A 26799-nucleotide genomic window follows, 5' to 3' on the forward strand; every position below is an offset into this window, starting at 1 on the left:
ATAATTACAGGACTTATTCCGTAATATCCAACAATTCTTCCTCCGTATAAGGCTGCCCACTGGGTCGGGCACTTCTCAGTTCCTTGATCATTTCTCCGGTGGACTCCCAGCGGGATTCCCCAAAAGCATTATTAATGTACATGATCAGGTTGGACAAGTCTTCATCAGAGATATTCGGATTATTCAGGAGTCCGGGCATTTGTGCATTGAATTCGTACCGCTGCCCATTGACATGCAGTGGCCCTTTCATTCCGTGCAGCAACAAGGCAGCCAGTCTTCTTGAAGGGCCTTTGATGTATTCAGAATTCGTCAAAGGCGGCGCTAACCCATCTGAACCCTGCCCTAAATCACCATGACAAGCCGCACAGACTTCCCGGAACAACTTTAACCCTACGGTGCGGTTGTCAGAAGGTAATACTGCCCGGCGATGGATCCAATGTTTATTATCATCCGACTGATTTTGTACCAATTGCACAGTTCGTTCAAAAAGTCCGGAGGTAATCGAAGATTTAAAATCTATGCTTTCATCAGCTGTTTCCAGTGCACTTAAGAAACCATCATGATACAATAGGGTGTCATAGTCATAGAGCAATGAAAATAAGGGGCTATTATAAGCTTGCTTTTGTCGCGCCAGAAACGATATCAGGTATAGATCAATACTGGGATCTTTTCTTTCGATCAAAGACTCTACCAATGCATTTATCTTTTCATCAGAGAGAGCAGCATCCATGCTATCCATCAGTTTCAGCGCGTGGACCACAAAATCAGGACCACTTCGTAGGATGGTTTGTGCCATCTGATCGGCATCTATGACATCATTGGCTTCTAAGACATATAGGGCATGTGTTTTACCCATATCATTGTCACTGGAACGGAGATAGGCTTGAACTTGATTGATCACTTCTTCATCTGTTTCCCGAATCAATAGATGTTGCGCCCGATCCCTAATCCAACCATTTTGATGTTCGAGCAACAGAATTAATTCATCTGTATTCAATTCATCGAACGCGGGAATTTTTAGCGGCTGTGAGTGCTCATGTGTGACCTTCAGAATTCGGCCCATACCCAGAAGTGTATCGAATCCTCTTTTTGCAATCTTGTCCCTGAGGTAGGTAGTCATGTACGCCTGATGCTGGATGATCCCCCGATGCAAATCAAGGATGTACATAGCACCATCTGGACCATTGAATAGATTGACCGGACGGAAAGCCTCATCAGTCGTTACCAAAAACTCTTTCCCGATTTCCGCTTGCACGCCTTTCGTGTAAGGTCCATTGAAATGCAAAATGTTTCGTTTTACGGCATTGACCTCCGGCACACATACGAAGGCATTCTGATCATAGGCAACAGGAAATTGTCCTCCTCTATAGACCATAGGGCCGCAAGCTGAAGTTACATTGACTAACATGCTGTCCACATCCAAAACACCAGGTTGATAGCCACGATTCACCATGGTAGCTTGTATAGGATATACACGCTGGTTATCAGTGAGCTTATTCCCTATTCCACCTTTTGGTTGCCAATATGGATTTTTGATGTGGTGATTGGGCAAGACATAATCTCCTGCTAATTGTGTTGAGTTATCATTGTAATACAACCGGCCCAGATTGTCTTTGGTAATTCCCCATTGCCCTCGGAAGGAAGTCACTTCTTTGATCCATTCATCATTGATCCGACGGTACCGAAAGTGCGAACGAGAATTGTAGATCCAGTTGTCAATGTTCATCATCAGGCCATTGGCCTGGTGTTCCACGTTTCCTTCTGTAGCATACAAGGAATCTACCAGCGTTCGTTTTCCTGGCAAATCATTTTCGATCTCTACGAACCACAGATTCGGAGGCTCCGCATACAAGAGTCCGCCATAGACATGGGCGATTGCCCGGGGAAGCACCAAATCATCGAGAAAAACCTTTGAATGATCAACCTTACCATCCTTATCCAGATCTTCCAGAATCACAATCGAACCAGATGGTTCATCTTCGGTATCACCGGCCATGTTTTCCATGTAGCCTGGCATTTGAACCACCCACATCCGTCCCTGATCATCGAAATCCATCGCTACCGGAGCTTCTAAAAGAGGTTCTGAAGCCACTACTTCCAGGTTAAATCCTTCCTCAACTTGATAGCCTTCCAGGGATATTTTTGGTTCCTGATATTCCTCCGGTTGGCAGGACAGAAAAAGGAATGGTACTAAGAAAGCAAGGGTGATTGCGATTATGTTGGGCCTCATGGTTACAATATAGGATGCAATACCGTAATGTAAAAGTTATCACTACGCCTGAACCTTTCTTTACACCAAATTGATCGTCACTCCCTGGATCTTTAGAGGTTATTATCCAGGGCCTGGTACAGTGTAGATCATAAGGGAATCTGATCGATTTACTCTAATTACTTAGCGCTTCAGATTCCCTTACAATTAATCTCATTAGCTCTTCTGATTTAGTATTCAATTTAATAATTCAGGATGACGAAGCGCAGAAAGGTAAAATATCAGTTCATGTCATTTTGGATTTGGCTGCGCCAATAGCATGTCTAGTCCACACCACACCCCCTCAAGGGGGTACATTTCTGCTCCTTTTCATTAGGACTTATTTTTCTCTTCCCAGTCCAAAATCCAATTTTCAATAGTTCGCACCACGTTTTTAAGATCCTTAAAGACTTCTTCATCTTCGGAAAGAAGAATATGATATCCAAGGGATCCTAGCCTTTCCTCCATAATTTGATCTTTCCTGGCCATTTCCTCAAACTGATGGATATATCCATCAAGTTCTATGATAAGCTTTAACTCTTTAGAAAAGAAATCTGCGATATACCGATCGATAGGCCGCTGACGAAGAAAACGATAGCCCATCATTTGTTTCCGAGAAAGCACATCACGCGATACCATGGCTTCAGACTTTGTTCCATCTTTTCGCAACTTCCTCGCGAACTCCTTTAAACTTTTGTTGTAATGATTATTCGAAAACCTACTCAATTGAAATGTGTTGTTCTGTTCCCCATCGAGGGGGATAAGGGGGTGAGGAATCCTTACTTCCTCCGAAAATTCCCCTTAAACTCTGGCATTGGAACGTAAGTCTCATCCCCTGCCACTTTAGGAAACTCCTTGTTTATCCATTGATCTTTGGCCTCTTCGATTCGATCCTTGGTAGATGCCACAAAATTCCAGAAGATCTCACGCCCATCTTCAAAGGGCTGTCCTCCGAATAATAGCACCCTGGTCTTAGGCGCCAAACGAATCTGACAGGCATCTTCCGTTTTGGACACCAACATGTTGCCTTTTTCTATGACATTATCACAGGCTTTTATGGCTCCTTCCACAATACAAATACCAATCTCGCCTTGAAGTTGCCCTGCAATTTCCAAATCATAGGCTTCATCGGATTGAACATCTACCATAAACAATTCTGAATGCACATTAACCGGTGACTTTTTGCCATAGCCATCTCCTGCCACCAATGTAAATGATGCAGCTCCATCTGACCATCGAGGTAATGCTTCTTCCTTTACATGCTGAAATGCTGGCTCCATCATTTCCAAATGCTTTGGTAAGGCCACCCAGATTTGGTAACCATGCACGTTACGGACTTGTCCATCACGAAATGTGTCAGGTGTTCGTTCTGTATGTGTCACACCTTTTCCAGCGGTCATCCAATTGACCGAACCCGGTTCTATCAGCTGATGTGTGCCGATGCTGTCTTCATGTACAATCGCTCCCTCGAACAAATAAGTCAAGGTCGAAAGGCCGATGTGAGGATGCTGATCTACATCCATGTAATGACCCGGTCCGATTTCAGAGGGTCCCATATGATCGATGAATATAAATGGGCCCACCATGCGTTTGGAACGAAAAGGGATCAACCGGCCGACAAGAAAGTCACCAATATCGCGGCTTCTTTCTTCTATGATCAAATCTGAGTTAGACATGTAATAAAGGTAGTGGTATCCGGTTAATTCTCAAATTCATTGAAAAAAGTGCGTTGATAGTGTGTCAAGGCAGATTTTTCTAGTATCTCAAATCTACCCCTACCCTAAAGGGAGTAAAGGAAATCTCCTCTTTAGGGAATTGAAGGGTCATTTTACAGGCTTTCTATTATTTCGAAAATTCTCCTAGACACTATTATTTAAAGGTAGATAGTTCGAGCTATTTATCGAAATAACCCGTGGAGTTGACGATAAATTCCATCGATTCTTTCACTCAGCGTGTATCTTAAAGTAGCTTAAGTGATATGAGCAATAACTCATACATCTTTATGCAGAAAACACCGAGCAATTATGAGTAAACAAGTAAAGATCACTTCAAAAGAACTCCTCTCTGACAATTGGTACGTCCTTCATAAATATGCTTACGACTTCCAACATGTCGATGGCACCTGGGAAAAACAAATGCGTGAAGTGTATGATCGAGGAAATGGGGCTACCATCCTATTGTACAATCAAGGAAAGAAGACCGTGATACTTACTCGCCAATTTCGCTTGCCAACCTATGTCAATGGCAACGACACGGGCATGATGATTGAAGCTTGTGCAGGACTATTGGATAAAGATAGCCCTGAAGATTGCATCCGAAAGGAAACGGAAGAAGAAACCGGCTATCAAATCTCCAATGTGCAAAAAGTCTATGAAGTCTATATGTCTCCTGGCTCCGTCACAGAAATTCTCTATTTCTTCATTGCCGAGTATACCCAGGATATGAAAGTCAGCGAAGGTGGCGGGCTGGCAGATGAACAAGAAAACATTGAAGTATTAGAATTAGACTTTAAAGCGGCATTGAACATGATCAAAACTGGTGAGATCAAGGATGCCAAAACGATCATGTTGCTGCAGCATTTAGTGATTGAAGGAGTCATGAAATGAGGCTACTACGATCGTTAAAGATAAGTATGGTAATATGGGCTTTGTTTCCAACCATTGCTAAATCTCAGGATAAAAGCGATCCGGCAATATATCAGGTCATTTATCAACAGGCGGCCTTTCGGAGTGGCACTTCACTGAAGAAAGAAGATTTGATTTACCCAGGAGATTACATCAAAAATGAGCATGGTCTTCTAGTATTGTTTCATCTCCAAAATCATTCCTTGCACCTATCAAAAAACAAAAATTTTCTGGCTTCTGATTTTCAGGATACTAATGAACCGATTGTTAGCATTCTAGAAAAAAACTTTATCCCTTGCCTGTTTGATTCAACAAAAAACAGACGAGAACATCCTAAGACCATATCCAGTACTAGGCCTTCATTTGAGTTCATTTACCCACATCAGCCAAGTGAAAAAATAACGCGTGATCAGGAGCTATGTGTATGGTGGAAGACCACCAATTACTTTCAACCTGCAGGTCACTATAGGATTGAATTGAAAGATATTTTTGAGAATCTCATTCAGGAAATAGCAATAGATACGACTGTACTGACATTACCAATTCCTGAAATACCAGAACCCCAAAATGACTTTTTGGTAGTTGAAGTATACGATGATCAAAATGACTTTTCGGAACGACTGGGTTTCGACATTGAAACCGAAAAGTCCAGTCTGTCTCCATGCGATTCCCAACGTGCACCGGAATTCCTATTTCTCGCTCAAATGCTTGAGGAACATGGAAATAACAAAGAAGCTTTGATCTTTTATGACAAGTCAGCTCAAAGTTCTACACATGAGCTTTACCAGTTGATCTACCAATTTGCACAAAGCAGGCTTGCCAATGAATAGATCATTATTGAAAATAATTACTCCTTTTTGTTCGGTACTTATGGTACTGACCACCACTTCCTGCGTCTATAATCAGCACTTACTCAATAATCAACCCGAGCATCTTTCTAGACCAGCCATCGTCCTTCATGCTACGGGAGCATTCAAAGAAGATCATGCACCCTTGAAACGATTCGAGACCCTGAAATCCGATGAATTGATCACTTTAAAGGGTGGATATGTGCTCTTACAACATTACTCTGGCCGGCTCTTTGAGTATGTAGGAGACACCATACTAGTCGCTGGCAATGCAGTCGCGCACAGTCCGAATGACAATCAATCAGTACCTGTTGAATTGAAATTCCTTTTCAGCGACATACCCTATAAAAACACGCCAACTGCATCAACCAGAATAGTACCGGACTATCATTATTTGTATCCTTTCAGTTCCACTTTTGAAATCAATCGTGATGAACTCATTTGTCTATGGTGGGAACGAAAAGATACTTCAGTCAGCCCCGAAGTAGAGATATCTATCAGAGACTTTGACGACAATATCGTTTCCTCTTTTCGCACCGATCATCGAAGAATCGAAATCCCTATTCCGGAAAATACCTCCAAAAATCTTTTTGTAATTGACTTGGGGCATGAAGATGAATATGCGGGTACTATCGGTTTCCAGGTGAAAGATAAACAGCCCGGCTTCACGCCCTGTAATGCATCGGCAAGTATTGAGTATTTACAAATTGCTACAACGCTGGAAAGTAAGCGTCATTTCAAAGAAGCTTATGAATTTTACGACCGGGCTGCAAAAGCATCTCCACAATCAATCTATGAACAGTTCAAACTCAAGGCCCTTCAACGACTTTTTTAATATCTTCAAGGCATGATCCAACTCCTTGGCATTCCTTACGATCTCAATTCTTCTTTTTTGCGTGGCCCCTCCTATGCCCCTCCCAGAATTCGTCTCGCTGACAAAGAAGGATCAGCCAATCAGTTTACGGAAGATGTCCTTGAGATCAAAGAAGGAGTCATTTATCACGATACAGGTGATCTGATGTTCGAAGACCCTGCGCCAAAAGCCGTGTTCCAGACCATTAAATCGAACATTGCGTCTTTAATTAAAAACGGTGATCAAGTACTCTCGTTGGGTGGAGACCACTCCGTCAGTGATCCAATAATCAGCGCATTCGCGGAGCAGTACTCTGGATTGCATATTTTGCATCTGGACGCACATGCAGACCTCTACGAAGATTTTGAAGGCAATCCATACTCACATGCCTCTCCTTTTGCCCGAATCATGGAAGAAGGAAAAGTGTCTGGTCTGACACAGGTAGGTATCCGCACCTTCAACTCACATCAAAAAGAACAAGCAGAACGATACGGTGTGAACATAGTAGAAGCCAAAGACTTCAATCTTGATTTCATTGTAGGGTTACAAGGCCCCTTGTACATTTCATTGGATTTGGATGTTCTGGATCCAGCTTTTGCACCGGGTGTCTCCCACCATGAACCCGGGGGACTTTCCAACAGAGATATTCTTGATATCATCCAAAAAGTGAATGTCCCGATCGTTGGAGCAGACATTGTGGAATACAATCCGATGCGAGACATCAATCACATGACTGCCATGGTGGCATACAAGATGATGAAGGAATTGATGGGGAAGATGTTCACTTCGACAGGCTCAGGATGACAAAGCTTAAAAGATCATTTCACCAAATTCAAGTACCCTTCCAGGTTCACCTCCTCGCCATCTACCCCTATGGCCCTTACTTTGTAGACGTAGGTGTCTGATTTTTGAAGTCTTCCATTATATTTCCCATCCCAGCCTTCTTCCATGTTGTTGGTCGAAAAGATCATCTCTCCCCAGCGATTGAAGACTCGGAATTCCAGTAAGGATTCCAATAACCAACCTTGCACAAAGACGATATCATTAACGCCATCACCATTCGGCGTGAAGGATTGGGGCATGCTGATAAACGAAGGTGGGATGACATAAACGGTCAGATTGTAAGTAGAATCAAAACAACCTTTGATGTCCTGGACATACAATTCATAAAAAGCATCCTCCAGAGGGGATACCTCCGGTCGATCACAATCCAGACAGCTCAGGTCTTCCTTTGGAGATACATCAAATTGATACAATTCTTCAAGTACAATCGGAAGCTTAGCTGTTTTACCTTCCTGGATCGTGGTGTCCCAATCGGCAAACATATATGGCAAAATCACCTGAATGGCCGTATCCATGGTTTGAACACATCCAGCATAATTCTCTTCTGTGATGGTCAAGGTGAAAGATGAATCAGGGATGGCAGTGGCTGAACTACCACCCCCGGATCCAAAGTACTCAGTGGGTCCCCACAGATACAAACTGGAATCGTTTGGATCATCTATGGTTGCAGTGAGCGATTCGCCATAGCACAACGTATCTATTGATAAGGTTAAATCGATATCCGGGATACCTTCTACCACCACATTGCGGGTAAGGCTATCCACACATCCGAATTCAAAATTTTCGACAATCTGAGTAAAGCTGTAAGTATCGGGATTGGTATATGAAAAGGTAGCTCCCACATCATCCTGTGGTGTTTCATTAGGAATGATCCAACTGTAGGTATCAGCATTTTGTGCCTGACTTTGCAAGGTAATACCCTCACCTACACACAAAATACTGTCTTCAATTCCCTCACCATTCAACGTTAGAAAATCAGCTTTCACCTCATGGAAGAATACCGTATCTGAAACCTCGGACGCACAACCATTATCTGAGTATAAAAATAATCGGGCCACCGCCTGGAAGTTGTCAGGTGTCGAATTATACACGTGACTGGTGTCCATGACCTGACCAATGTTCAAACCATCTCCAGAGGTGACCAGTGCACCATCACCAAATACCCAGGCCATAGAATCTACATCTACGGTATCCATTGCCGTGAAAGGCACCAGATCACCTGCACAAATTTGATCGTCCAGAATGTCAAAATCCCCTTCAGGCGCATTCACATTGAAAGCCACGGATACAGAATCGATGCAACCATTATCCGTTTCGGCGTTAAGCGTGACTTCCCATGCTCCTTTGCTATAAAAAGAACTGACATCTGATGAGGAGCTGGAAACACCATTGCCAAGGTCCCAACGTACGGAATAGCTGCTGTTGGACAAGGTAGTATCCATCAAATTGACAAACAGAGGATCGCAATACACTGTATCAGAGCTACTGTCTGTATCGAATGAAAAGCCAACTTTCGGAGAGGTCTGGACCGTAATTGTTCTGTCTACAGAATCCCGACAACCATCTGCCGTTTCACCATAAAGCGTAATATCATAATCTCCTTCGGTGGCAAAAGAGATCGGGCCAGACTGGATGGTGTCCAAAACGTCCGCTAATCCATCATCATCAATGTCCCAGGAATAAGAAAGTCCTGAATTACTGGAGCGGTCTCTTGCGGTCAACGTGAATTCCTGGTCTGTACAACGTCCGTTTCCTCCCTGGTCAATGTTGGTCCGGAGGTCCAGCGGCTCATAAAACAGGGTAAGTAAGGTATCCTCTATGGCATAGGAACAACCAACACTATCAGCAATTCTCATAGAAACGAAAATGGAATCTCCTACTGATTCGCTCAGTGTATATTCTAAACTCAGATCAGTTCCTCCGAATATGGTATCCGTCGTTAAACTGGAGATCAGCCAGGTAACAGAATCCAGAGTATTGTCCGAAGTTGCCGTAGCACTCAGATTGAAAGTCTGTCCATTACATAAAAACGTATCACTTACGGATAGCATCGGGATAATGATATCCGGATCATATGCAAAAGTGGCTGTGTCTTGGCAACCGTTATCGTCCTTGACCACTAACCATACTTCCTGTGGTTGACTCAAGGTATCCGGAATCTGATAAACCAGGGAATCATGGGAATGTGTGTAAGGACGCTGGACATCTTCGATCGTAGGAAATTGGAAACTGTACCCTCGACAAGCCACATCCACAGAACCACTGGCATCAAATTCAATTTCTGAACCTGCGCAGGCCAATGAACCACCTGAAAGGCTCGCCGTTATCTGACGCACTTGCACCTTGTGGGTCACCTCGTCGGCTTCACACCCTGAATCATCAGAGACGGTTAGTTTAACCGAATGATCCTGTCCTGACATGCCATCATGGACATAGGTATGCGTAGGCGCTGCAATGGTTGCAGTACTACCATCACCAAATTCCCAACCCAAGGTTTGCGTACCGGTCGAGATAGACGAAGAGTAAAACCGATAATCCAGTGGCGTATCACAATGACTCCCAAAAGCGAATTCGGCTTTGTTACCATTTACTTGAATATTTTGTGCATTGGATTCGGATAAGCAACCAGCAGATTCTAAAACCAGGGAGACTTCATGTGTACCTACTTCCGTAAACCCCCATTTCACCGAGCTTTCTGAAGACTGATGAAAAACCCGATTGCTATCGGCATAGAAATGGAATGCATCGATCAGACTGAAGTCAACCATTGCAGTATTCGTTACCAGATTGAAAGAATCTTCCTTGCAAGTTGTCGTAATTGGGGTTCCGCCCAGGCCCTCGATTGAGAAACTGATATCACTGGCGCTGAATGATTTTCCAACATGTACTTCAGCGGCAAAGGAGGTATCCTGGCAACCGGAACTGTTTTCGACGGCCACAAATACGTCGTAGGTTCCGGCAGAAGCATAAGTATGCTCCCACTCGTCCTGTTCAGTGGTATAGGTCGTAAAACCAGCCCCCTCGCCGAAATCCCAGGACCAGGAAACGAGGGGGTCTGTATCACTCACCGTTACACTATCTGTTACCGTTATTTCTGCATCAGTCTCACACAACAATGCAGAGCCACTATTAAACCATACCCTTGCCGAAAGTGGCGTATGTGTAAACTCTACTGTCGCTGTATCCAAACAACCTGTGAGTCCATCGGTCACGACCAACTGGCTGCTGTACAGGGTCTCAGATACTAATCCGTATTCCAGCGTATCGTTCGGATCAAAATAAGAGGCGGTTGCATTGGTGGCGGTTTCATCCGAAGAACTGGTCAGGTAATCTCCCTCGAAGACCCACTGATAGGTAGGCAAACTGGCGTCCGTATTCACGAGTTGATAATCTACTGTAATTGGATTGTCACATCCTGCGCCAGGATCAGCAATCGCATCAATCAGGATTTCCTGCACATAAACGGAATCAATAATGGTAGGGGTTGTACAACCTCGCACGGCTACATCCAGGCTGATATACTTCATTCCTGCTGTTCGATAATAGATCTCAATACCTGCCAAATCCGACGTATCTCTGATACTGAAATAGCGGTTTCGGTCTGAATCAAAGTACTCCGCTCCATCATCGAAATCCCAGTCTATCGACCGGTAGCTGGATCCAAGTGAGGAGGATATGGTCAATGGGACGTCCTTGCAGACAGTATCAGGTAAGATGATGGAGGGAGCACCTATTGATTCAGTTATTGTTAATGAGTCACGGCAACCTTGTGCATTGGTTGCTATTAATTGAATGTTGTAAGTTCCTGTTGGGTAGGTTTTGGCTGGTGGGTTTTCATTGGTACTGGTGGTACCGTCACCAAAATCCCATTGGTAAGTCAGCGCATATACATCAGTCGTGTTGTTATTGAATGAAATCTCAGAACTCGCTTCACAGGGGGTACTGGAATTGGTTTCGAAATCCATTTCAGGTATATCCCAAACTTCGATAAAATCCTCCTCGCTGGCATAAGGCGCACACAAGTCAATACCTGTTGCAATTTCCACTGCCACCTGATATTTATTTCCAGGACCTAAAGAACTGGCGTAAGTATAAGTCACTGTATCATCAGCAGAAACGAGGGAATTGCCATCGCCGAAGATCCAAGTCAGGTCTCCGAGTGGAATATCTGTTTTGGAAGTTGAAAAATTCAACTCATACCAGAATCGTACATCAAAGGGAGCACATCCTTCGCTGGCCGAAGAGAAGATGGTTACTTCAGGAATTTCATATACTTCCACATTATACGTGGCTAATGGAGAAGTTGTCGCGGCATCGTCATAGGCATTGACCGTGTATGATCCAGCATCGGAAAGCGTATAAACATAGGCCACGGTATCGCCAGAAATCCTGGTGCCATCACCAAAATCCCACCAAAAGACTGTACCACCTCCGAAACCATTTAAAACAAAGGATTGATCGCGGGAAACACAACCATTCGTCGTAGCTAGTGTTTGTGCAACGAGGTGAGAGTAGGAAAATAAAAGCAATAAAGCGACTAACGCGGTTCGCATGGAACGAGTAACAATTGGCGAATAATAAAACAGTCGCTATAGCTGAGTGAGCGATTTCTGTGGTTGAAAAGCGGAAGATTATTGCTAAGCAGCTCTTGAGGGGCGTTTTTGAATACCAGAGCTGGGCAAATATCACAGAATTATTCAAAAAAATAATACTTTAGTGCAAATTTTTCTCATTTTTTCTTGTTTTGACTTTCCTAGCCTTCTAAATTGCACCTGCTAGCTCACGACAAAAAGCAACTGACCGGGATTCGTCCAATTCGCCATTTTGTATGAAAAACCGTTTTTTCTCCCTCAGTTTGAGATTGTTGGGACTGCTTGCTATCCTGTCATTTTGGGCATCAACACCTTCCACGAAACCTGATCTCATTCCTTCAAGGTCCTTCCATGCCTGTTTCTTACCTAAAGCTCGTGCCTTTGGGCCAGTCTGCACCCAGCATCTCCATTTAGGGGATTCCAGTTTGCCACAAGTCAATAAGAAATTCCTCATCCAGTTACACATTGTTCGTGACTCTCTCGGCATGACGCTTACAAACGCGGAGGTATCCACCGTTCGAAACAGTGTAGCCGACGCCAGTAGTGCGTTTTCAGATATCGGCATCTCTTTCGAGACCGAAGACAGTGTGCGCATCGTAGATAATTATCGGTTCAATCGTCCGGAAGATACCTGGCGACTTGATGAGATGGTTAAAAATCATGCAGTAGCGGATCGCATCAACCTATTTGTATTTGAAGCTTTTGCGGGTGTGCTAGATGGTGCAGCAGGTATCGCTTCAGGAGAAAGCATGTTCTTACCCTATGCCTCGCTGGAAAACAGTGGCACGGTCACCCATGAATTAGGTCACGTATTTGGACTGGCACATACTTTTGGCGCCGGAGACGTGATCGCCTCCGCACAAGGTGAGCCCTTCGATGCTTCCATGGAACTTGTAGATGGCAGCAATTGCGAAACGACCGGTGATCAAATTTGTGATACACCCGCGGATCCGTATATTCCCAATGACCCCAATGGAACTGTCTGGATAGATGGCAACTGCGTTTACATCTATGACGGCAGGGATGCCAACGGTGACTACTATGAGCCGGATATTGATAACATCATGGCATACTATTTTCCTGATGATCCTTGTTACTGCAACGGAGGGTTTAGCCGTGGGCAACTGCGAAAAATGGCTGCTTCTTACAACAGAAATGACTGGTGGTAATGAGAAAGCTATTCTTCCTGGGCGCGTTACTCCTTTGGGTAATGCCCAATTTACTCGTGGGTCAAGACCCTCATTTCTCACAATTTTATGCGTCACCATTATTACTGAATCCCGCCCTTGCAGGTGACCATAAAGGTCCGGTTCGGGCGGCTTTGGTGAACCGTAGGCAGTGGAACCAACTAGGAAAACCAATTCAAACCACCGGTGCCAGTGTAGATAGCAAAATCTGGCTTAATGGTGATTACATTGGCATCGGTGCATTGTTCATCAATGATAAAGCGGGACAAGTGGGTTATGTCACCAATAGCCTGTTCATCAGCTCAAGTTATCTTAAGCAAATAGGCACCAATACCCTTTCAGCAGGAATTCAGTTAGGCATGTCTGATACGGGTATTGACCCAAGTCAGACCTTCCCCTCTCAGTTCAATTCGGCGACTGGTGTCTTTGACCTGGGTAGCAACAATGAAACTTCCCTGGATTTTAACCGCAAGCAGTTGGACATCAACCTGGGGGTCATGTGGCATTCTGTCATCGGTGGCCGATACCAGATGAAAACCGGATTTTCTGTTGCACATCTCAACCGTCCGAATGAAGCCCTGTCTGATCAACGTGTCGTAACGCCTTTGCGATTTGCGATACATCACCGGTCGCATTACCTATTGGATGCCTCATGGTCCCTGATTTCCGAGAGCCAGGTGATGTACACGGCTACTGCCAAACAATTTGGTACGGTCTTTCATGTGAAGCGACAATTCAATGAAGAAGTCGCAATGTTCGCTGGGCTCGGCTATCGAGGTTATGGCATTTCCAATGAAGGGGCAATCATCGTAACTGGCTTAACTTACGGCCTGTTTGATCTGGGTGTAAGCTATGACTGGAATATTTCTCCCTTAAGTCGAGAAAGTACCCAGAAGACAAGCCTGGAATTCACGGTCATCATCAACACACCTGAACCACGTCGAAAACGAACGGTCATTTATAAAAAGAATAAACCCTGTCCCGTTTTTGTCAAACCCGTAAAAACGCCAACTCGTAAAAAATCATGACGCAACAGTTCAGTCCTTTTGTTGAATCCCTGATGGATTATGTGGAATGTGACACTTCCTATCCATTGATCTTGCATAACACCTACGGGGAGCCTGAAGAAATGTCGGTGGAGGTTTTTTTCCGAGAGCAAGACGACCTAAGTGATATTGAAAAGATGGCGCTACATTCTTGCCGGGGAGAAATTCTGGACCTGGGCGCCGGCGCCGGGGCTTTGAGTCTGATTCTGCAGGACATGGGCAAATCAGTAACCGCTCTGGAAAGTGATGGCGGTTGCTCACAATTGATGCAGGCATTAGGTGTTAAGTCTGTGATACATGATGATTTTTGGAAACACACTGGACAATATGATACGGTCCTTGCTATGATGAATGGACTGGGCCTGGCTGGTACACTGGATAGGGTACCTAAATTTCTCGAAAAGTGTCTGCGTCTCTTAAAACCCGATGGGCAATTGATTTTCGACTCCTCTGACATCAGCTATCTCTATGCTGGTGAAGCAGAAGATAAGGCTTTTGACTATTATGGCGAGGTGCGGTACCGCTACGAGTACAAAGGTCAAACCGACGACTGGTTTGATTGGGTATATGTGGATCAGGATACGCTCTTCAGTATCTGCAAACAGCTAAAGCTGAACTTTGAGATACTACACACTGACGAGTATCAGCAGTATTTGGGGAGGATTTCTAATTAATCCGATTATTGGAAAAATCAGGTTACTGTTTGACGCGCTGCTTCACCGGCAACTTCAACTCAAAATCAAAGGCCTTATTCAACTCCTGTATGAACTGATAGCTCAATAGCGGCGACTCTTTTTCTAAGTTTTGATGAATGAAAAAATACAGTTTCTCGAGACCCTGGTCTTTCCAGGTTTTGATCCGCTCGATCCAGTCATTAAGTCGATCATAGTCACTCGAATGGTTCGCCCCAACATATCTCACAAATGCAACTGGTGTGGTCAATCGCATGTGCATGAGGTCTCTTCTACCAGCCGTATCGACGATAATATTGGCGGCACCGTGTGATTCTAGTAAATCATACAATTCCTCGGCAACTACTTCATCATTGAACCAATCCGTATGTCGAAGTTCGACTGCCAAAGGAATGTCCTTGGGCCAAAATTCCAGCGTGGACACCAGTCGATCCATGTTTTTAGGCGCAAAGTTGTTGTGAACCTGCAAAAAAGCCATCCCAAGTTTATGCTCAAACGAGCGGACGGTTTGACAAAATTCTTCCAACGACATCTCTACATTATTCAGTCGTTTAATATGACTAATATAGCGGTGAACTTTTGGGAAAAACTTAAAGCCATCAGGTGTTTTCTCACGCCATTCTACTACATGGTCAGGGCTGTATCGGTTGTAAAAGGTTGCATTCAGCTCAATGGAATTGAATTGTTGCGCGTAGTACGCCAGTTCATCCTTCGTTCCTCGAGGATAAAACCCTTTCAAATCACTCTTGTTCCATTTCGCACAACCAACGAAGACTTCTTTCAAGCCTCCTGTGCCTTTTGCAAGTACACCGGCTGTTGCTGAATGATCTGATGGAATTGTAAAATCGACCATTTCAGGATTCTCAACACTTCCAAACTTCATGAGTCAGATTATAGCCGCTAATTTCTAGCTATGTAAATTAATCAATTCAAGTTTCACGTTGACTTCTACAGAATTTGAATAATCATCTTGCATAATTCATTGGTTTTACCAATGTTGTTTCAAACAAATTTCAGAGCCAATTGAAAGTATATGGAATCGGTGGATTAGGGGTAGATGAACGGGTCTTCTCCGAATTAAAACTCAATTTTGAGTTAACTCCTTTAAAATGGATCAACCCAAAACCAGACGAATCAATCTCAGACTATGCAACTCGGTTTTCTGAGCAAATTGACAGTAGTGTACCATACGCAATAATTGGAGTCTCCTTTGGAGGAATGCTGACCATTGAACTCAATAAGATTTTGACCCCTGAAAAGATCATCTTGATTTCATCTACCACCAGTAAAACAAACATCCCTAAGGTTTTTCGTTTTCTGGGTCAAACTGGTTTTTTTCAGCTCCTTCCTAAATCCCTCTTGAAACCTCCACCCTTTTTGGCAAATTTTCTTTTCAGTGTTTCCGAACCTCAATACAAGTCGAAACTCAAGCAAATCATCAAGGATACTGATGTTGATTTTATGCGCTGGGCCCTGGGCGAAATTTCAAAGTGGAACAATCGAGAAAAAGCTAACAACATAGTAAGCCTTCACGGATCATCGGATCGTCTTTTTAAGCATCCCAAGAATCAAGACATATTCACTATATCAGATGCCGGGCACTTCATGGTGATGAATCGAGCAGAAGAAGTGAGTGAGGTGCTTAACCAAGTGATCACCAGTAAACAGATTACTTAAGTAACCTGTTTACTGGCTAAACTCTCATCAGCTTCTTCGTAATCGCATCGAGCCAACGATCGGGTAAAAGTCTTGGAAGGTAGAAATTCACCAGGGCCTGAGGAGCCATTGTATAACGGGTTTTGGGTCTCCGTTTTTCAAAAATCTTTACAATTTTTTCAGAGAGGTATTCAGGCGTAAATCCGCGCTCGATGCTTTTCTTGACCATCCCTTTCTCAAATCGCTGAAGCATTTCACCATACGGCGTGTCGTAGTAGGGTTCCAACTTGATGCTTTTCTCCCAAATAGGTGTCTTGATCGGACCTGGGCCAATGACAATCACATCAATCCCGTAAAGCAATAACTCTCTCCTGAAGCTATGAGATAGTCCTTCTAACGCGAATTTCGAGCCAACATAAGGTCCAACAAACGGCATCCCAAGCTTACCAGAAACAGATCCGATGTTGATGATCCTCCCAGGAGCGGACTTATGATTTTTCCGGGCGCCCAGCAAGGGAGCAAAAGCCTGGGTACACTTGATCAACCCAAAAACATTGACCTGGAATTGATATTCAAAATCTTTGATATCTACATGCAAGGATGGACCTCCAACCGCAATTCCAGCATTGTTGATTAACCCAGCAAGGCCTTCATCGCCCACGGCTTGCTCCACTTCCAATACTGCTTTATCAATCGCTACATAGTCCGTCACATCGAATAATAGTGGTGTGAAACCTTCACCAAATTCTGAGGTAAGCCGGTCCGCATCTGCTTGTTTTCGAATACTTCCGAAAACCCGATAGCCTTTTTCGAGAAATTGTCTGGTCAGTTCATGACCAATTCCGGTGGAAACTCCCGTAATGACCAGGCTATTGCTTTTATTCATTGACCCGCTGGAATAAAAAGATCACCAAATTCCTGTGGAACCCGCTTCGGTCGCTGACTAGCCTTGTCCAGTAAACACCAGGTTGTTTTTGCCTGGACCAGCAGCGTATCTCCTCTTAATATCTCCACATGTCGTTCGGATTTCGGTCCATCGTAGTTTTGGACATAGGTACGAGCCGTCAACTTTTCGCCTAGCAACGCAGGCCTCTTATACTCCAGGTAGTGATTCAACACCACCCAGATATAACCTGACTTCATCTGTTCCGTGGCCTTATGATTCCAGTGCGCGGCGGCCACATCTTGCACCCATTGCAGGTAAACCACATTGTTTACGTGGTTCAGGTCATCCAAATGATGTGCTTCTACCGTAATGGGAAGTTCGAAAATTTCTTGTGCTGACATGATGCTAATTTGTCGACAACTAAAACGCTATGTCACATTGAGGTACTCAATATCTGAATCTAAATATCCCTTGCGCTCCAGGCAGTCATAGATTTCCATGCAGACCCAGGCATCTGTTGCGGCATACAGTTGCTGACTTGGCGTCAGTTCCTGATTTTCCCAGTTAGAAGTTTGCTGGTTTTTTGAAATACGTGCTTCCAGAAATATGCCTGCCAATTTCTTCACGCCCCGGTCTTCCACGCCTACTTCGCCGGCAACATCATTCAGTTCGAGAAAGCCTTCAGGCTGAAAATCAGAGATCTTTTGCAATGCCTTAATATCATCCATGATACTGATGCCTACCTTGATCAATTTAGGATCTGCCATCAGACTAACTAAGGATGGAGGAAAACCGATTTTATTGACTCGAATTAAATACGCCTTCTCTAAAGTGGACAACTGGATTAAAGCGGTAGGGTGGTATTGCCCTCGCTGGAAAGTAGGTTTCTTTTCCGTATCAAACCCCATGCAGGCTTGCTGTTTGCAGTGTCCGATTACTTCAGGTAGCTGATCCATCTGATCCACTACCACAATCTCTCCCCCAAATCGGGTCAAGGGTAAATGCTGGAGCTTTTCTTTCGGTATCGACGCAGGAAACATTATGCGTTTTCTTTACTAGATGTTAGTTTCCTTACTTTGAAACCCGTGTAAGCAACAAGAATAGTCATCAAAGGGCTGACAATATTGAATATACAATAGGGCAAATACGCCAGAGTTGGTACCCCCAAGACATTACTATGGAATGCGCCACATGTATTCCAGGGAACCAGAACGGATGTTACCGTTCCCGAATCTTCTAAAGTCCGGCTGAGGTTTTCTGGTGCAAGCCCTTTCTCCTTATATACATCGGCATACATCCGACCGGGAACAACAATGGCCAAATATTGATCGGAAGCAGTGACATTGAAAAAAACGCAAGTACCTGCGGTTGAAGCAACAAGGCTTCCAACAGAGTTCACCATAGATAACACAGCAGCAGCAATTCTCCTCAAGAATCCAGCCTTTTCCATGATTCCTCCATAAACCATGGCTGAAACAATCAACCAGACCGTTTTTAACATGCCGTTCATTCCTCCGGAAGCCAAAAGTCCTTCTTCATCCAATTTGGCAATTCCAATTTCAAATCCGATATCACCAAAAAGAGCCTGCATCATTCCCATGAAACCCAATAAAAACCCATTGGCTTGTTCAATGCCTCCAACCATTTTCAGTAGTTTGCCATCAGCTGAGACTTTGCGACCAACTTCAAATACCAATTCGGGCTGAAAAATGAAAGCAAAAACAATTGCCAGCATTGTTCCTGCAAAGAGTGCCGGTAGAGCAGGAGTTTTTCTTACAATCAGGACAATGACCACTATCGGAACTATAAACAACCATCCTGAAATATGGAATTTATTAGCAATGGCGTTGAGGATCAAATCTTTCTCTTGCAGTGACCCTTCTCCTCCTGTAGTAAAGCCATAGATCAGAAATACAACCAAAGCCAGCAGGATACTAGGTCCTGTCGTAATTGTCATGTAACGAATGTGCGTAAACAAATCCGTTCCAGCCATGGCAGGAGCCAGGTTCGTGGTATCGGATAAAGGGGAAAGCTTATCACCAAAATAGGCTCCGGATAATATGGCTCCTGCAACCCAACCTACAGGAATTCCGAGAGCAGTTCCAATTCCAATTAGTGCAATTCCGACGGTAGCAGAAGTCGTCCAGGAACTACCAGTTGCTACGGAGACAATTGAACAAATTACACATGCTGCGAAAAGAAAGATGCCTGGGCTTAATATTTGTAAGCCGTAATAGATCATCGCGGGAACAATACCAGCAAGCATCCAAGACCCGGCAAGGGACCCTATCAATAGAAGAATAAGTATGGAGGTCATGGCCGAACTTATTGTTTTCACTACACCTTCACGCAACTCAAACCAAGAATAGCCCAATCGAACAGCCACCAATCCGGCTACAGCTGAGGAGATAATCAATACAATTTGGTTAGACCCACCTAAAGACTCGGAACCAAAAAGTCCCACATTAAGTGATAGCAGAAGGATAAGAAAAATAATAGGTATAAAAGACTCTAGAAGAGTAGGTTCGCGCTTTTCCGCCATGAATGATTATTTACACAAATCGAAAAGTTAGCGTAAAAATACCAGATAGAGCTTTGGTTTGAATAAACAATAATTATAAAACCTTGCATCTCTGATCCGTAACAGCAATTCTAGGTTATTGATATCTCAAGTCTTAATTCTTCAATTTGATCAATTAAATGATTGTATAACTCCCTGGGCCGTCTTTCAATTAAGGTATGAATGAATTTTCCGTAGCAATGGATTATTTCGTCATGAGATCGTGCTTCAAGCATACCAGACAAATTCTGAATCAAAGGCGATACATTGACCTTCTCCATCTTAGGTTGACTTTCATTCCACTTCACTATCGATTCTTGAAGATCTTTGATTTTCAACTCTACCTCTGAACGACTCATCGACATTATTGTGCTCAAACGAATGACTCGATAAGTAATTCTGCTAATTCCTCCCCCACCATACTGCCAATGGCAACGCCCATTCCTCCCAAACGAACCCCGATGGCAATCCGATCACTCATCTTTTTCACAATGGGAGTTTTGGTGTCTCCAAACGCCATGATCCCGGACCATTGCTGGATCACCTCATAATCTTGTCCTGGAAGTATTCTGTCCCGAAGGTCGTCATGTAAACGTGATTCGATTGCTGGGTTAATGCCAAACTCTGTGGTCTCTTCTGCTTTTTTATCCAGATTTCTTCCTCCACCGAAAATCAACTTGCCATAAAAATCCCTGAAATAATAATAGCCTTCATCATAGTGAAATATCCCTTCAAAAGGCAATGGGTTTCTGGGCTCAATGGCCATCACCATCCCACGCCCTGGCTGAAGGTCCACATCCATGAATTTTCGTGTAAAGGCATTGGTACATATCCCGGCACGTTTGCATTGGAAAGAGGCTTTGGCTGTATTGACCCTCACTCCACCTTCTTCCTCATTCACAGCAATCACTTCCGCCCCAGTCAGGATCTTGACGTCAATTTGATTGCAGTATTCCCATAAGTTTCGGATGAGTTTTCCGGTATCCAGCTGACCTTCGTATTGGTTTAAGATCAAACCATCGAAACCGGAAAATCCAAAGTTCGACAATTGATGATCGATACGTTGAAAGACAGGATTTTCGAAAGAATCGGAAAGCAAGTGATTCACATGAACCATCTTGTCTTCCAGGTCATCGATGGCATTGATCAATTCATATCCACCTTTGATCTGCAAATCAATTAATTCCTTCCCCAGCCGGGCTTCTGTTTTCCTGAGTCCGTTGATGCGCTTCTCAACCAATGCCATCATGGCTTCCTCCCCCATTACATCAATATCAGCAAGTAACTCGGTCAGGCTACCGAAGCAAGCAAAACCCGCATTTTTGGTACTGGCTCCCGTGGGCAATAACCCTCTCTCTAACACCAGTACTGAACTAGAGGGATCTCGTTCCTTGATCGTCGCTGCTGTGGACAATCCTGTGATCCCCGCACCAACGATGATGAAATCATAATTGAAGAATGAACGTTGCTCCCAAAAACTAATCATGGCATCAAAGATGTCAAAACTGATTGAGATCACGTGGATTTCTACAATTGTTAAAAAATCTCAATTGCTTCTAGTGCCGATTCACAGTTGCTAGATTTAAGTATGTGTCGGTTGTTCCTTCTGATCCTATTCATTTGCTGGTCTGCTTTTGCCAGTAGTCAATCCTTTCTTTACCTGAAAAAACTCGGGGGAAAACAGGCCATTATTTATAAAGAAGGAGACGAGATCAGGTTTCAAATGAAAGATAATGAACACTTTGCCCAGGGTATCATTGAAAGTTTTGGAGAAGATCATTTCGTGATACACGAAACAATCGTCAAACTATCAGATATCTACCGATACGATATCCGTGGGATATCTAATAACAACTTCAATTACCGATTTTCATCCAACACCTTAATCTTCGCAGGGGGCATATTACCATTAGCAGAATTGGCCAATCAACAAGTTTCAGGCTCTGGCGAAAACAAAGGTATTCACGGTTCTGTCTGGACGGCAAGCGGCCTACTGGTTGCAGGCGGATTACTCCTAAAATGGCTGGAACCTAAATATTTCAAGCCAGGATGGAAAAGAAAAGCGACGATTATTCAGAAGTAGAACATTTAATCCAGAAAACTCACCATTCTCTACTACTTAACACATTCGTAACCTGCTCTTCCTCATAGATTCTCATTGGCAAAATACATTCGCCAGAACCAACAATTGCTATGAGAAAACTTGTCCTAATTCCTTTCCTCGCGGTTCTTTTTATCGCCTGTGACTCCACAAAAGCACCCAAGACCTACACCCTGAAACTTCGTGGAAGCGAATCCATGCATGAAACATTCAATGCACTTAAAAGTGACTTTGAAAAGATGCAGGATACCTTGACGATCGTACTTGAAGGCGGAGGAAGTCGTACAGGAATGATGGGTGTATACGAAAACGAGGTTCAGGTCGGTTTATCATCTTACCCTTTTGACCTGGATTCCATTTTGGGCAATGGCCATGGACTTCAGGAGCAGGTGGTTGCCTACGATGGTATTGTTTTGATCAGTCATGAAGACAACCCAGTACAACAATTGACCAACGAACAGGTTTTCGGTATTTTCTCTGGAAACATCACTGACTGGAGCGATTTAGGAGGCAATGTCGGAAAGATTGTTCCCATTATTCGAGATCAGAACTCTGGTACGCAACAATTCTTCACTAATTTCTTTGACATAGAAAGTCCGGCCAGTTCTGCCATTATTGCAATAGAAAACAGGGAGATTGTCAATACTGTTTCTGAAAATCTCTCTGGGATTGGGTTCATTGGATTTGCCTACTTCACCCAGCGAGTGCACAATATGCTCCTACCGAGTCCCATTGAAGGCGACACCCCTTTTGTGGCCCCTTCGTTTAAAAATCTCCTGGCAGGATCTTACCCTCTGAAGCGATCACTACGTATATATTACAAAGACACGAATGATCCTGCAATCAATGCTTTTTTAAGCTACCTCAAAACCACCCGAGCCCGATATGTAATCGAATCCAATGGATTGGTTCCATTGCAACAAAAAGCCATTGCAAACCAGTAAACAAATCACGGGTTTGAAAAAATTTTCTTCTGAAAACTCGCCCAATAATTAATCGACTTAATAATTCCACTGGCATGATTGCCAATACACCATATATTCATCTAAGAATCTTCTAAAGAAGATATTGATCTTAGGCAGAATCCGGTTATCACAAATGCGCGCTCAAACTAACAGGGATTAGCTATTTTTGTAGTCTGTTAACCCTTAATATCAGTTGATCATGAGCCACGCAACTGTCCCCCCGTACAAACCCAAAAATCATATTCGAATTGTAACTGCTGCCTCTTTGTTTGATGGTCACGATGCTGCCATCAATATCATGCGCAGAATCATCCAAACAACCGGTTGTGAAGTAATCCACCTGGGGCATAATCGTGCCGTACAGGAAATCGTGGATTGTGCGATCCAGGAAGATGCACAGGCCATTGCCATTACCTCCTACCAGGGTGGGCATGTAGAGTACTTCAAGTACATGTATGATTTGCTCAAGGAAAGAGGGGCCTCTCAGATTAAGATATTTGGTGGGGGTGGTGGCACCATCCTTCCTGAAGAAATTGATGAGCTGCACGCTTACGGCATCTCCAAGATCTATTCTCCTGATGATGGGCGCGCCATGGGACTTCAAGGCATGATCAACGACCTGGTAAAGCAAAGTGACTTTACTGTTGGAGAGAATTTGAATGGTCAATTAGACCGGCTACCTAAGAAACAATACTCAGACATTGCCCGACTCATCTCATCTGCAGAAAATTTCCCAGACAAACATGCGGATGTCCTGTCGACCATTCGCGAAAAAAATACTGCTGAAAAAGTAGCTCCAGTACTGGGAATCACCGGAACAGGTGGGGCTGGAAAATCTTCTTTGGTAGATGAATTGGTTCGTCGTTTCCTGATCGATTTTTCAGACAAGAAAATTGCCGTTATCTCAGTGGATCCATCCAAAAGGAAAACCGGTGGTGCTCTATTAGGTGACCGGATCCGAATGAATGCCATTTTCAATGACCGGGTATACATGCGTTCGCTGGCTACCCGTCAGTCTAACCTGGCACTTTCGAAATACGTGCAGGATGCCATTGACATCACCAAAGCTGCAGGTTTTGATTTGATCATTCTGGAAACTTCAGGCATAGGTCAGTCAGACACAGAAATCACAGAACATTCCGATACTTCACTTTATGTAATGACACCAGAGTACGGTGCAGCTACACAGTTGGAGAAAATCGACATGCTGGACTTTGCGGATTTAATCGCCTTGAACAAGTTCGACAAGCGTGGCGCACTGGACGCACTCCGGGACGTTAAAAAACAATACCAGCGCAACCATCAGCTTTGGGATACACCTGAAGAAGATATTCCAGTTTATGGCACCATCGCTTCGCAGTTCAACGATCCAGGCATGAACCAGCTTTACAAAGCGATTATCGATACCCTGGTAGAGAAGACCGGAGCCACAGCACTCACTTCAAATTTCAGCAGCACGCGGGAGATGTCAGAGAAAATCTACATCATCCCTCCTAAGCGAACACGCTACCTTTCTGAGATCACCGATTCCATTCGGGACTACAATCAAAAAGCTGAGCAACAAGGGGCCATCGCGCAAAAGCTCTACAGCCTCGATCAATCCGCTGCTATTTTGAAGGATCAGGAAGCTGCTTTAAAAGCCATCGAGGAAGCACGCGCTTCCTTGCAATTGGACCTGGATCCTCATAACCAGAAGATCCTGGAAGATTGGCAAGCCAAAAAAGCGAACTATGAAGGTGCAGAGTTCACTTATCACGTTCGCGGCAAAGAAATTAAAGTGGCCACAACCACCGAATCTTTATCTCATACACAGATACCAAAAGTCAGCCTACCTCGCTACGAAGGCTGGGGTGATATTTTGAAGTGGTCATTACAAGAAAACGTACCAGGTGAATTTCCGTTTACTTCTGGTGTGTTCCCATTCAAACGACAAGGTGAAGATCCTACCAGGATGTTTGCTGGTGAAGGTGGACCTGAACGTACGAACAAGCGATTCCACTATGTTTCGCACGGATTACCTGCAGCGAGATTGTCTACCGCTTTTGATTCAGTAACGCTTTACGGAGAAGATCCTGATTACCGTCCGGATATCTATGGAAAGATCGGTAACTCCGGCGTAAGCATCTGCTGCCTGGATGATGCCAAGAAATTGTACTCCGGCTTCAACTTGTGTGATCCGACTACTTCAGTTTCCATGACCATCAATGGGCCTGCGGCTACCATCGCAGCCTTTTTCATGAATGCGGCAATTGATCAGCAGTGTGAAGTGTACATCAAAGCCAATGACCTTGAAAAAGATGTCGATGATAAGATCACTTCGATTTACAAATCATTAGGTGCCGAACGCCCTAAATACCTTGGTGAGCTTCCTGAAGGAAATGACGGTCTTGGACTGATGTTATTGGGCGTAACCGGAGATCAGGTATTGCCTGCGGATATCTATGCACAGATCAAAGCCGATGCCTTGTCCAAAGTTCGAGGTACGGTACAGGCAGATATCCTGAAAGAAGATCAGGCACAAAATACCTGCATATTCTCTACTGAATTCTCACTCCGGTTGATGGGTGATGTTCAGCAATATTTCATCGATCAAAAAGTGCGGAATTTCTATTCTGTATCGATCTCTGGATACCACATTGCGGAAGCGGGTGCCAATCCGATCAGTCAGCTGGCCTTTACCCTGGCGAATGGCTTCACGTTCGTTGAGTATTACCTATCAAGAGGTATGCACATCGATGATTTTGCGCCTAACTTATCATTCTTCTTCAGCAATGGGGTAGATCCGGAGTACGCTGTGATCGGTCGAGTTGCAAGAAGAATTTGGGCGAAAGCCATGAAGTTGAAATATGGCGCCAATGAGCGTTCCCAAAAGCTGAAATATCATATCCAGACTTCCGGAAGGTCTTTACATGCACAGGAGATCGATTTCAACGACATCCGAACTACTTTACAGGCGCTTTATGCGATCTATGATAACTGTAACTCCTTGCATACCAACGCCTATGATGAAGCGATTACGACACCTACCGAAGGTTCTGTAAGAAGGGCAATGGCCATACAGTTGATCATCAACAAGGAATTGGGGCTAACCAAAAATGAAAATCCTATCCAAGGATCATTCATTATTGAAGAATTAACTGATCTGGTAGAAGAGGCAGTGATGGCTGAATTTGATCGGATCACGGATAGAGGTGGAGTTCTCGGTGCCATGGAGAGCATGTACCAACGTGGTAAAATCCAGGAAGAAAGCCTTTATTACGAAACCAAGAAGCATACAGGAGAACTTCCAATCATCGGAGTGAACACCTTCCTGTCTTCTCAAGGCTCACCAACCATCATCCCTGATGAAGTGATCCGTGCAACGAAAGAAGAGAAAGAAGCGCAGATCAGCAACCTGGAGTCACTACATGGCAGAAATGAGTCTAAGTCCGCTGAAATGCTCAGTGCTTTACAAGACGTAGCCTTGAATAATGGCAATACCTTCGAACAACTCATGGAAACCTCTAAGTATTGTTCTTTAGGTCAGATCACTCATGCGATGTTCGAGGTAGGAGGACAGTACCGACGTAACATGTAAGTAGCATTTTGCATCCTCCCCCCGAGCGTGTCGAAGGGTAGGAGGTCAGAGTCGCAGGAATATGTAATCCTTGTTCTTCTGAAGACTTCCCTCTTCAAGGCTGTAAATAGGGAAGTCTTGA

At 44.1% G+C, this 26799-nt stretch carries 21 protein-coding genes; 11 read left to right on the plus strand and 10 right to left on the minus strand.

Annotated features, from left to right (window positions below; genetic code table 11):
• Positions 1 to 13: 13 nt before the first annotated feature.
• The 3 genes from R8G66_23280 to R8G66_23290 form a co-directional block, all read right to left on the minus strand.
• A complete protein-coding gene (locus tag R8G66_23280) occupies positions 14 to 2230 on the minus strand; it encodes a c-type cytochrome (protein ID MDW3195318.1) in 2217 nt (738 codons plus the stop codon).
• Between the two features lie 351 nt (positions 2231 to 2581).
• Entirely contained in the window at positions 2582 to 2974 is a 393-nt protein-coding gene (locus R8G66_23285; GenBank protein ID MDW3195319.1) for a DUF559 domain-containing protein, read from the minus strand.
• Between the two features lie 53 nt (positions 2975 to 3027).
• Positions 3028 to 3924 carry a pirin family protein gene (locus tag R8G66_23290; GenBank protein ID MDW3195320.1) on the minus strand — a complete coding sequence of 299 codons (897 nt, stop codon included), beginning with the start codon at positions 3922 to 3924 and terminating at the stop codon, positions 3028 to 3030.
• Between the two features lie 345 nt (positions 3925 to 4269).
• On the opposite strand from R8G66_23290, the gene nudK reads away from it, so the two are divergent.
• The 4 genes from nudK to speB are packed head-to-tail and all read left to right on the plus strand — an operon-like array spanning position 4270 to position 7377.
• Complete coding sequence (nudK, locus tag R8G66_23295) at positions 4270 to 4854, plus strand: GDP-mannose pyrophosphatase NudK (protein MDW3195321.1); 585 nt, start codon at positions 4270 to 4272, stop codon at positions 4852 to 4854.
• Positions 4851 to 5702, plus strand: coding sequence for a hypothetical protein (locus R8G66_23300; protein ID MDW3195322.1), 852 nt, complete (start codon positions 4851 to 4853; stop codon positions 5700 to 5702). The genes nudK and R8G66_23300 overlap by 4 nt, the downstream gene beginning before the upstream one ends.
• A complete protein-coding gene (locus R8G66_23305) occupies positions 5695 to 6555 on the plus strand; it encodes a hypothetical protein (protein MDW3195323.1) in 861 nt (286 codons plus the stop codon). Before R8G66_23300 ends, R8G66_23305 begins: the two co-directional genes overlap by 8 nt.
• Before the next feature lie 12 nt (positions 6556 to 6567).
• On the plus strand, positions 6568 to 7377 hold the full coding sequence (gene speB / locus R8G66_23310) for an agmatinase (GenBank protein ID MDW3195324.1): 810 nt from the start codon (positions 6568 to 6570) through the stop codon (positions 7375 to 7377).
• 14 nt (positions 7378 to 7391) lie between these two features.
• Here speB and R8G66_23315 read toward each other — a convergent pair whose 3' ends face one another.
• Positions 7392 to 11969 (minus strand): PKD domain-containing protein, encoded by a 4578-nt coding sequence (locus tag R8G66_23315; protein MDW3195325.1) that lies wholly within the window; start codon positions 11967 to 11969, stop codon positions 7392 to 7394.
• Between the two features lie 275 nt (positions 11970 to 12244).
• Here R8G66_23315 and R8G66_23320 point away from each other — a divergent pair, with 275 nt between their 5' ends.
• The 3 genes from R8G66_23320 to R8G66_23330 are packed head-to-tail and all read left to right on the plus strand — an operon-like array spanning position 12245 to position 14915.
• Positions 12245 to 13177 (plus strand): hypothetical protein, encoded by a 933-nt coding sequence (locus R8G66_23320; GenBank protein ID MDW3195326.1) that lies wholly within the window; start codon positions 12245 to 12247, stop codon positions 13175 to 13177.
• Positions 13177 to 14223 carry a PorP/SprF family type IX secretion system membrane protein gene (locus R8G66_23325; GenBank protein MDW3195327.1) on the plus strand — a complete coding sequence of 349 codons (1047 nt, stop codon included), beginning with the start codon at positions 13177 to 13179 and terminating at the stop codon, positions 14221 to 14223. Before R8G66_23320 ends, R8G66_23325 begins: the two co-directional genes overlap by 1 nt.
• Complete coding sequence (locus R8G66_23330) at positions 14220 to 14915, plus strand: class I SAM-dependent methyltransferase (GenBank protein ID MDW3195328.1); 696 nt, start codon at positions 14220 to 14222, stop codon at positions 14913 to 14915. The genes R8G66_23325 and R8G66_23330 overlap by 4 nt, the downstream gene beginning before the upstream one ends.
• 22 nt (positions 14916 to 14937) lie before the next feature.
• Here R8G66_23330 and R8G66_23335 read toward each other — a convergent pair whose 3' ends face one another.
• The gene (locus R8G66_23335) at positions 14938 to 15816 is read right to left on the minus strand and encodes a DUF72 domain-containing protein (protein ID MDW3195329.1); all 879 of its coding nucleotides are present in this window, start codon (positions 15814 to 15816) and stop codon (positions 14938 to 14940) included.
• 140 nt (positions 15817 to 15956) lie between these two features.
• Between R8G66_23335 and R8G66_23340 the strand changes: the two genes are divergently transcribed.
• Positions 15957 to 16610, plus strand: coding sequence for an alpha/beta hydrolase (locus R8G66_23340; GenBank protein ID MDW3195330.1), 654 nt, complete (start codon positions 15957 to 15959; stop codon positions 16608 to 16610).
• 16 nt (positions 16611 to 16626) lie between these two features.
• On the opposite strand, the gene R8G66_23345 is transcribed toward R8G66_23340, so the two are convergent.
• From R8G66_23345 to R8G66_23365, 5 genes are all read right to left on the minus strand, one after another.
• Complete coding sequence (locus tag R8G66_23345) at positions 16627 to 17475, minus strand: SDR family NAD(P)-dependent oxidoreductase (protein ID MDW3195331.1); 849 nt, start codon at positions 17473 to 17475, stop codon at positions 16627 to 16629.
• A complete protein-coding gene (locus R8G66_23350; GenBank protein MDW3195332.1) occupies positions 17472 to 17876 on the minus strand; it encodes a thioesterase family protein in 405 nt (134 codons plus the stop codon). The genes R8G66_23345 and R8G66_23350 overlap by 4 nt, the downstream gene beginning before the upstream one ends.
• 27 nt (positions 17877 to 17903) lie before the next feature.
• Positions 17904 to 18515, minus strand: coding sequence for a 3'-5' exonuclease (locus R8G66_23355; GenBank protein MDW3195333.1), 612 nt, complete (start codon positions 18513 to 18515; stop codon positions 17904 to 17906).
• Positions 18515 to 20017: a Na+/H+ antiporter NhaC gene (nhaC, locus tag R8G66_23360; protein MDW3195334.1), complete on the minus strand. Its 1503-nt coding sequence runs from the start codon at positions 20015 to 20017 to the stop codon at positions 18515 to 18517. The genes R8G66_23355 and nhaC overlap by 1 nt, the downstream gene beginning before the upstream one ends.
• Positions 20018 to 20408: 391 nt before the next feature.
• The gene (locus tag R8G66_23365) at positions 20409 to 21554 is read right to left on the minus strand and encodes an FAD-dependent oxidoreductase (GenBank protein MDW3195335.1); all 1146 of its coding nucleotides are present in this window, start codon (positions 21552 to 21554) and stop codon (positions 20409 to 20411) included.
• A 69-nt stretch (positions 21555 to 21623) separates the two neighbouring features.
• Here R8G66_23365 and R8G66_23370 point away from each other — a divergent pair, with 69 nt between their 5' ends.
• From R8G66_23370 to R8G66_23380, 3 genes are all read left to right on the plus strand, one after another.
• On the plus strand, positions 21624 to 22118 hold the full coding sequence (locus R8G66_23370) for a hypothetical protein (GenBank protein MDW3195336.1): 495 nt from the start codon (positions 21624 to 21626) through the stop codon (positions 22116 to 22118).
• 110 nt (positions 22119 to 22228) lie between these two features.
• The gene (locus R8G66_23375; GenBank protein ID MDW3195337.1) at positions 22229 to 23080 is read left to right on the plus strand and encodes a PstS family phosphate ABC transporter substrate-binding protein; all 852 of its coding nucleotides are present in this window, start codon (positions 22229 to 22231) and stop codon (positions 23078 to 23080) included.
• A 220-nt stretch (positions 23081 to 23300) separates the two neighbouring features.
• Positions 23301 to 26678 carry a methylmalonyl-CoA mutase family protein gene (locus R8G66_23380; GenBank protein ID MDW3195338.1) on the plus strand — a complete coding sequence of 1126 codons (3378 nt, stop codon included), beginning with the start codon at positions 23301 to 23303 and terminating at the stop codon, positions 26676 to 26678.
• The last annotated feature ends 121 nt before the right edge of the window (positions 26679 to 26799 follow it).

The organism is Cytophagales bacterium (assembly GCA_033344775.1).
Taxonomy (GTDB): Bacteria; Bacteroidota; Bacteroidia; order Cytophagales; family Cyclobacteriaceae; genus JAWPMT01.

Excerpts from the sequence above, each read along its gene's own strand:
- R8G66_23300 (MDW3195322.1), top strand. The coding sequence starts at position 4,851 with ATGAGGCTACTACGATCGTTAAAGATAAGTATGGTAATATGGGCTTTG.
- R8G66_23345 (MDW3195331.1), bottom strand. The coding sequence starts at position 17,475 with ATGAATAAAAGCAATAGCCTGGTCATTACGGGAGTTTCCACCGGAATT.
- R8G66_23325 (MDW3195327.1), top strand. The coding sequence starts at position 13,177 with ATGAGAAAGCTATTCTTCCTGGGCGCGTTACTCCTTTGGGTAATGCCC.
- R8G66_23350 (MDW3195332.1), bottom strand. The coding sequence starts at position 17,876 with ATGTCAGCACAAGAAATTTTCGAACTTCCCATTACGGTAGAAGCACAT.
- R8G66_23375 (MDW3195337.1), top strand. The coding sequence starts at position 22,229 with ATGAGAAAACTTGTCCTAATTCCTTTCCTCGCGGTTCTTTTTATCGCC.
- speB (MDW3195324.1), top strand. The coding sequence starts at position 6,568 with ATGATCCAACTCCTTGGCATTCCTTACGATCTCAATTCTTCTTTTTTG.
- R8G66_23355 (MDW3195333.1), bottom strand. The coding sequence starts at position 18,515 with ATGTTTCCTGCGTCGATACCGAAAGAAAAGCTCCAGCATTTACCCTTG.
- nhaC (MDW3195334.1), bottom strand. The coding sequence starts at position 20,017 with ATGGCGGAAAAGCGCGAACCTACTCTTCTAGAGTCTTTTATACCTATT.
- R8G66_23315 (MDW3195325.1), bottom strand. The coding sequence starts at position 11,969 with ATGCGAACCGCGTTAGTCGCTTTATTGCTTTTATTTTCCTACTCTCAC.
- R8G66_23280 (MDW3195318.1), bottom strand. The coding sequence starts at position 2,230 with ATGAGGCCCAACATAATCGCAATCACCCTTGCTTTCTTAGTACCATTC.
- R8G66_23380 (MDW3195338.1), top strand. The coding sequence starts at position 23,301 with ATGAGCCACGCAACTGTCCCCCCGTACAAACCCAAAAATCATATTCGA.
- R8G66_23320 (MDW3195326.1), top strand. The coding sequence starts at position 12,245 with ATGAAAAACCGTTTTTTCTCCCTCAGTTTGAGATTGTTGGGACTGCTT.
- R8G66_23290 (MDW3195320.1), bottom strand. The coding sequence starts at position 3,924 with ATGTCTAACTCAGATTTGATCATAGAAGAAAGAAGCCGCGATATTGGT.
- R8G66_23330 (MDW3195328.1), top strand. The coding sequence starts at position 14,220 with ATGACGCAACAGTTCAGTCCTTTTGTTGAATCCCTGATGGATTATGTG.
- R8G66_23370 (MDW3195336.1), top strand. The coding sequence starts at position 21,624 with ATGTGTCGGTTGTTCCTTCTGATCCTATTCATTTGCTGGTCTGCTTTT.
- R8G66_23305 (MDW3195323.1), top strand. The coding sequence starts at position 5,695 with ATGAATAGATCATTATTGAAAATAATTACTCCTTTTTGTTCGGTACTT.
- R8G66_23335 (MDW3195329.1), bottom strand. The coding sequence starts at position 15,816 with ATGAAGTTTGGAAGTGTTGAGAATCCTGAAATGGTCGATTTTACAATT.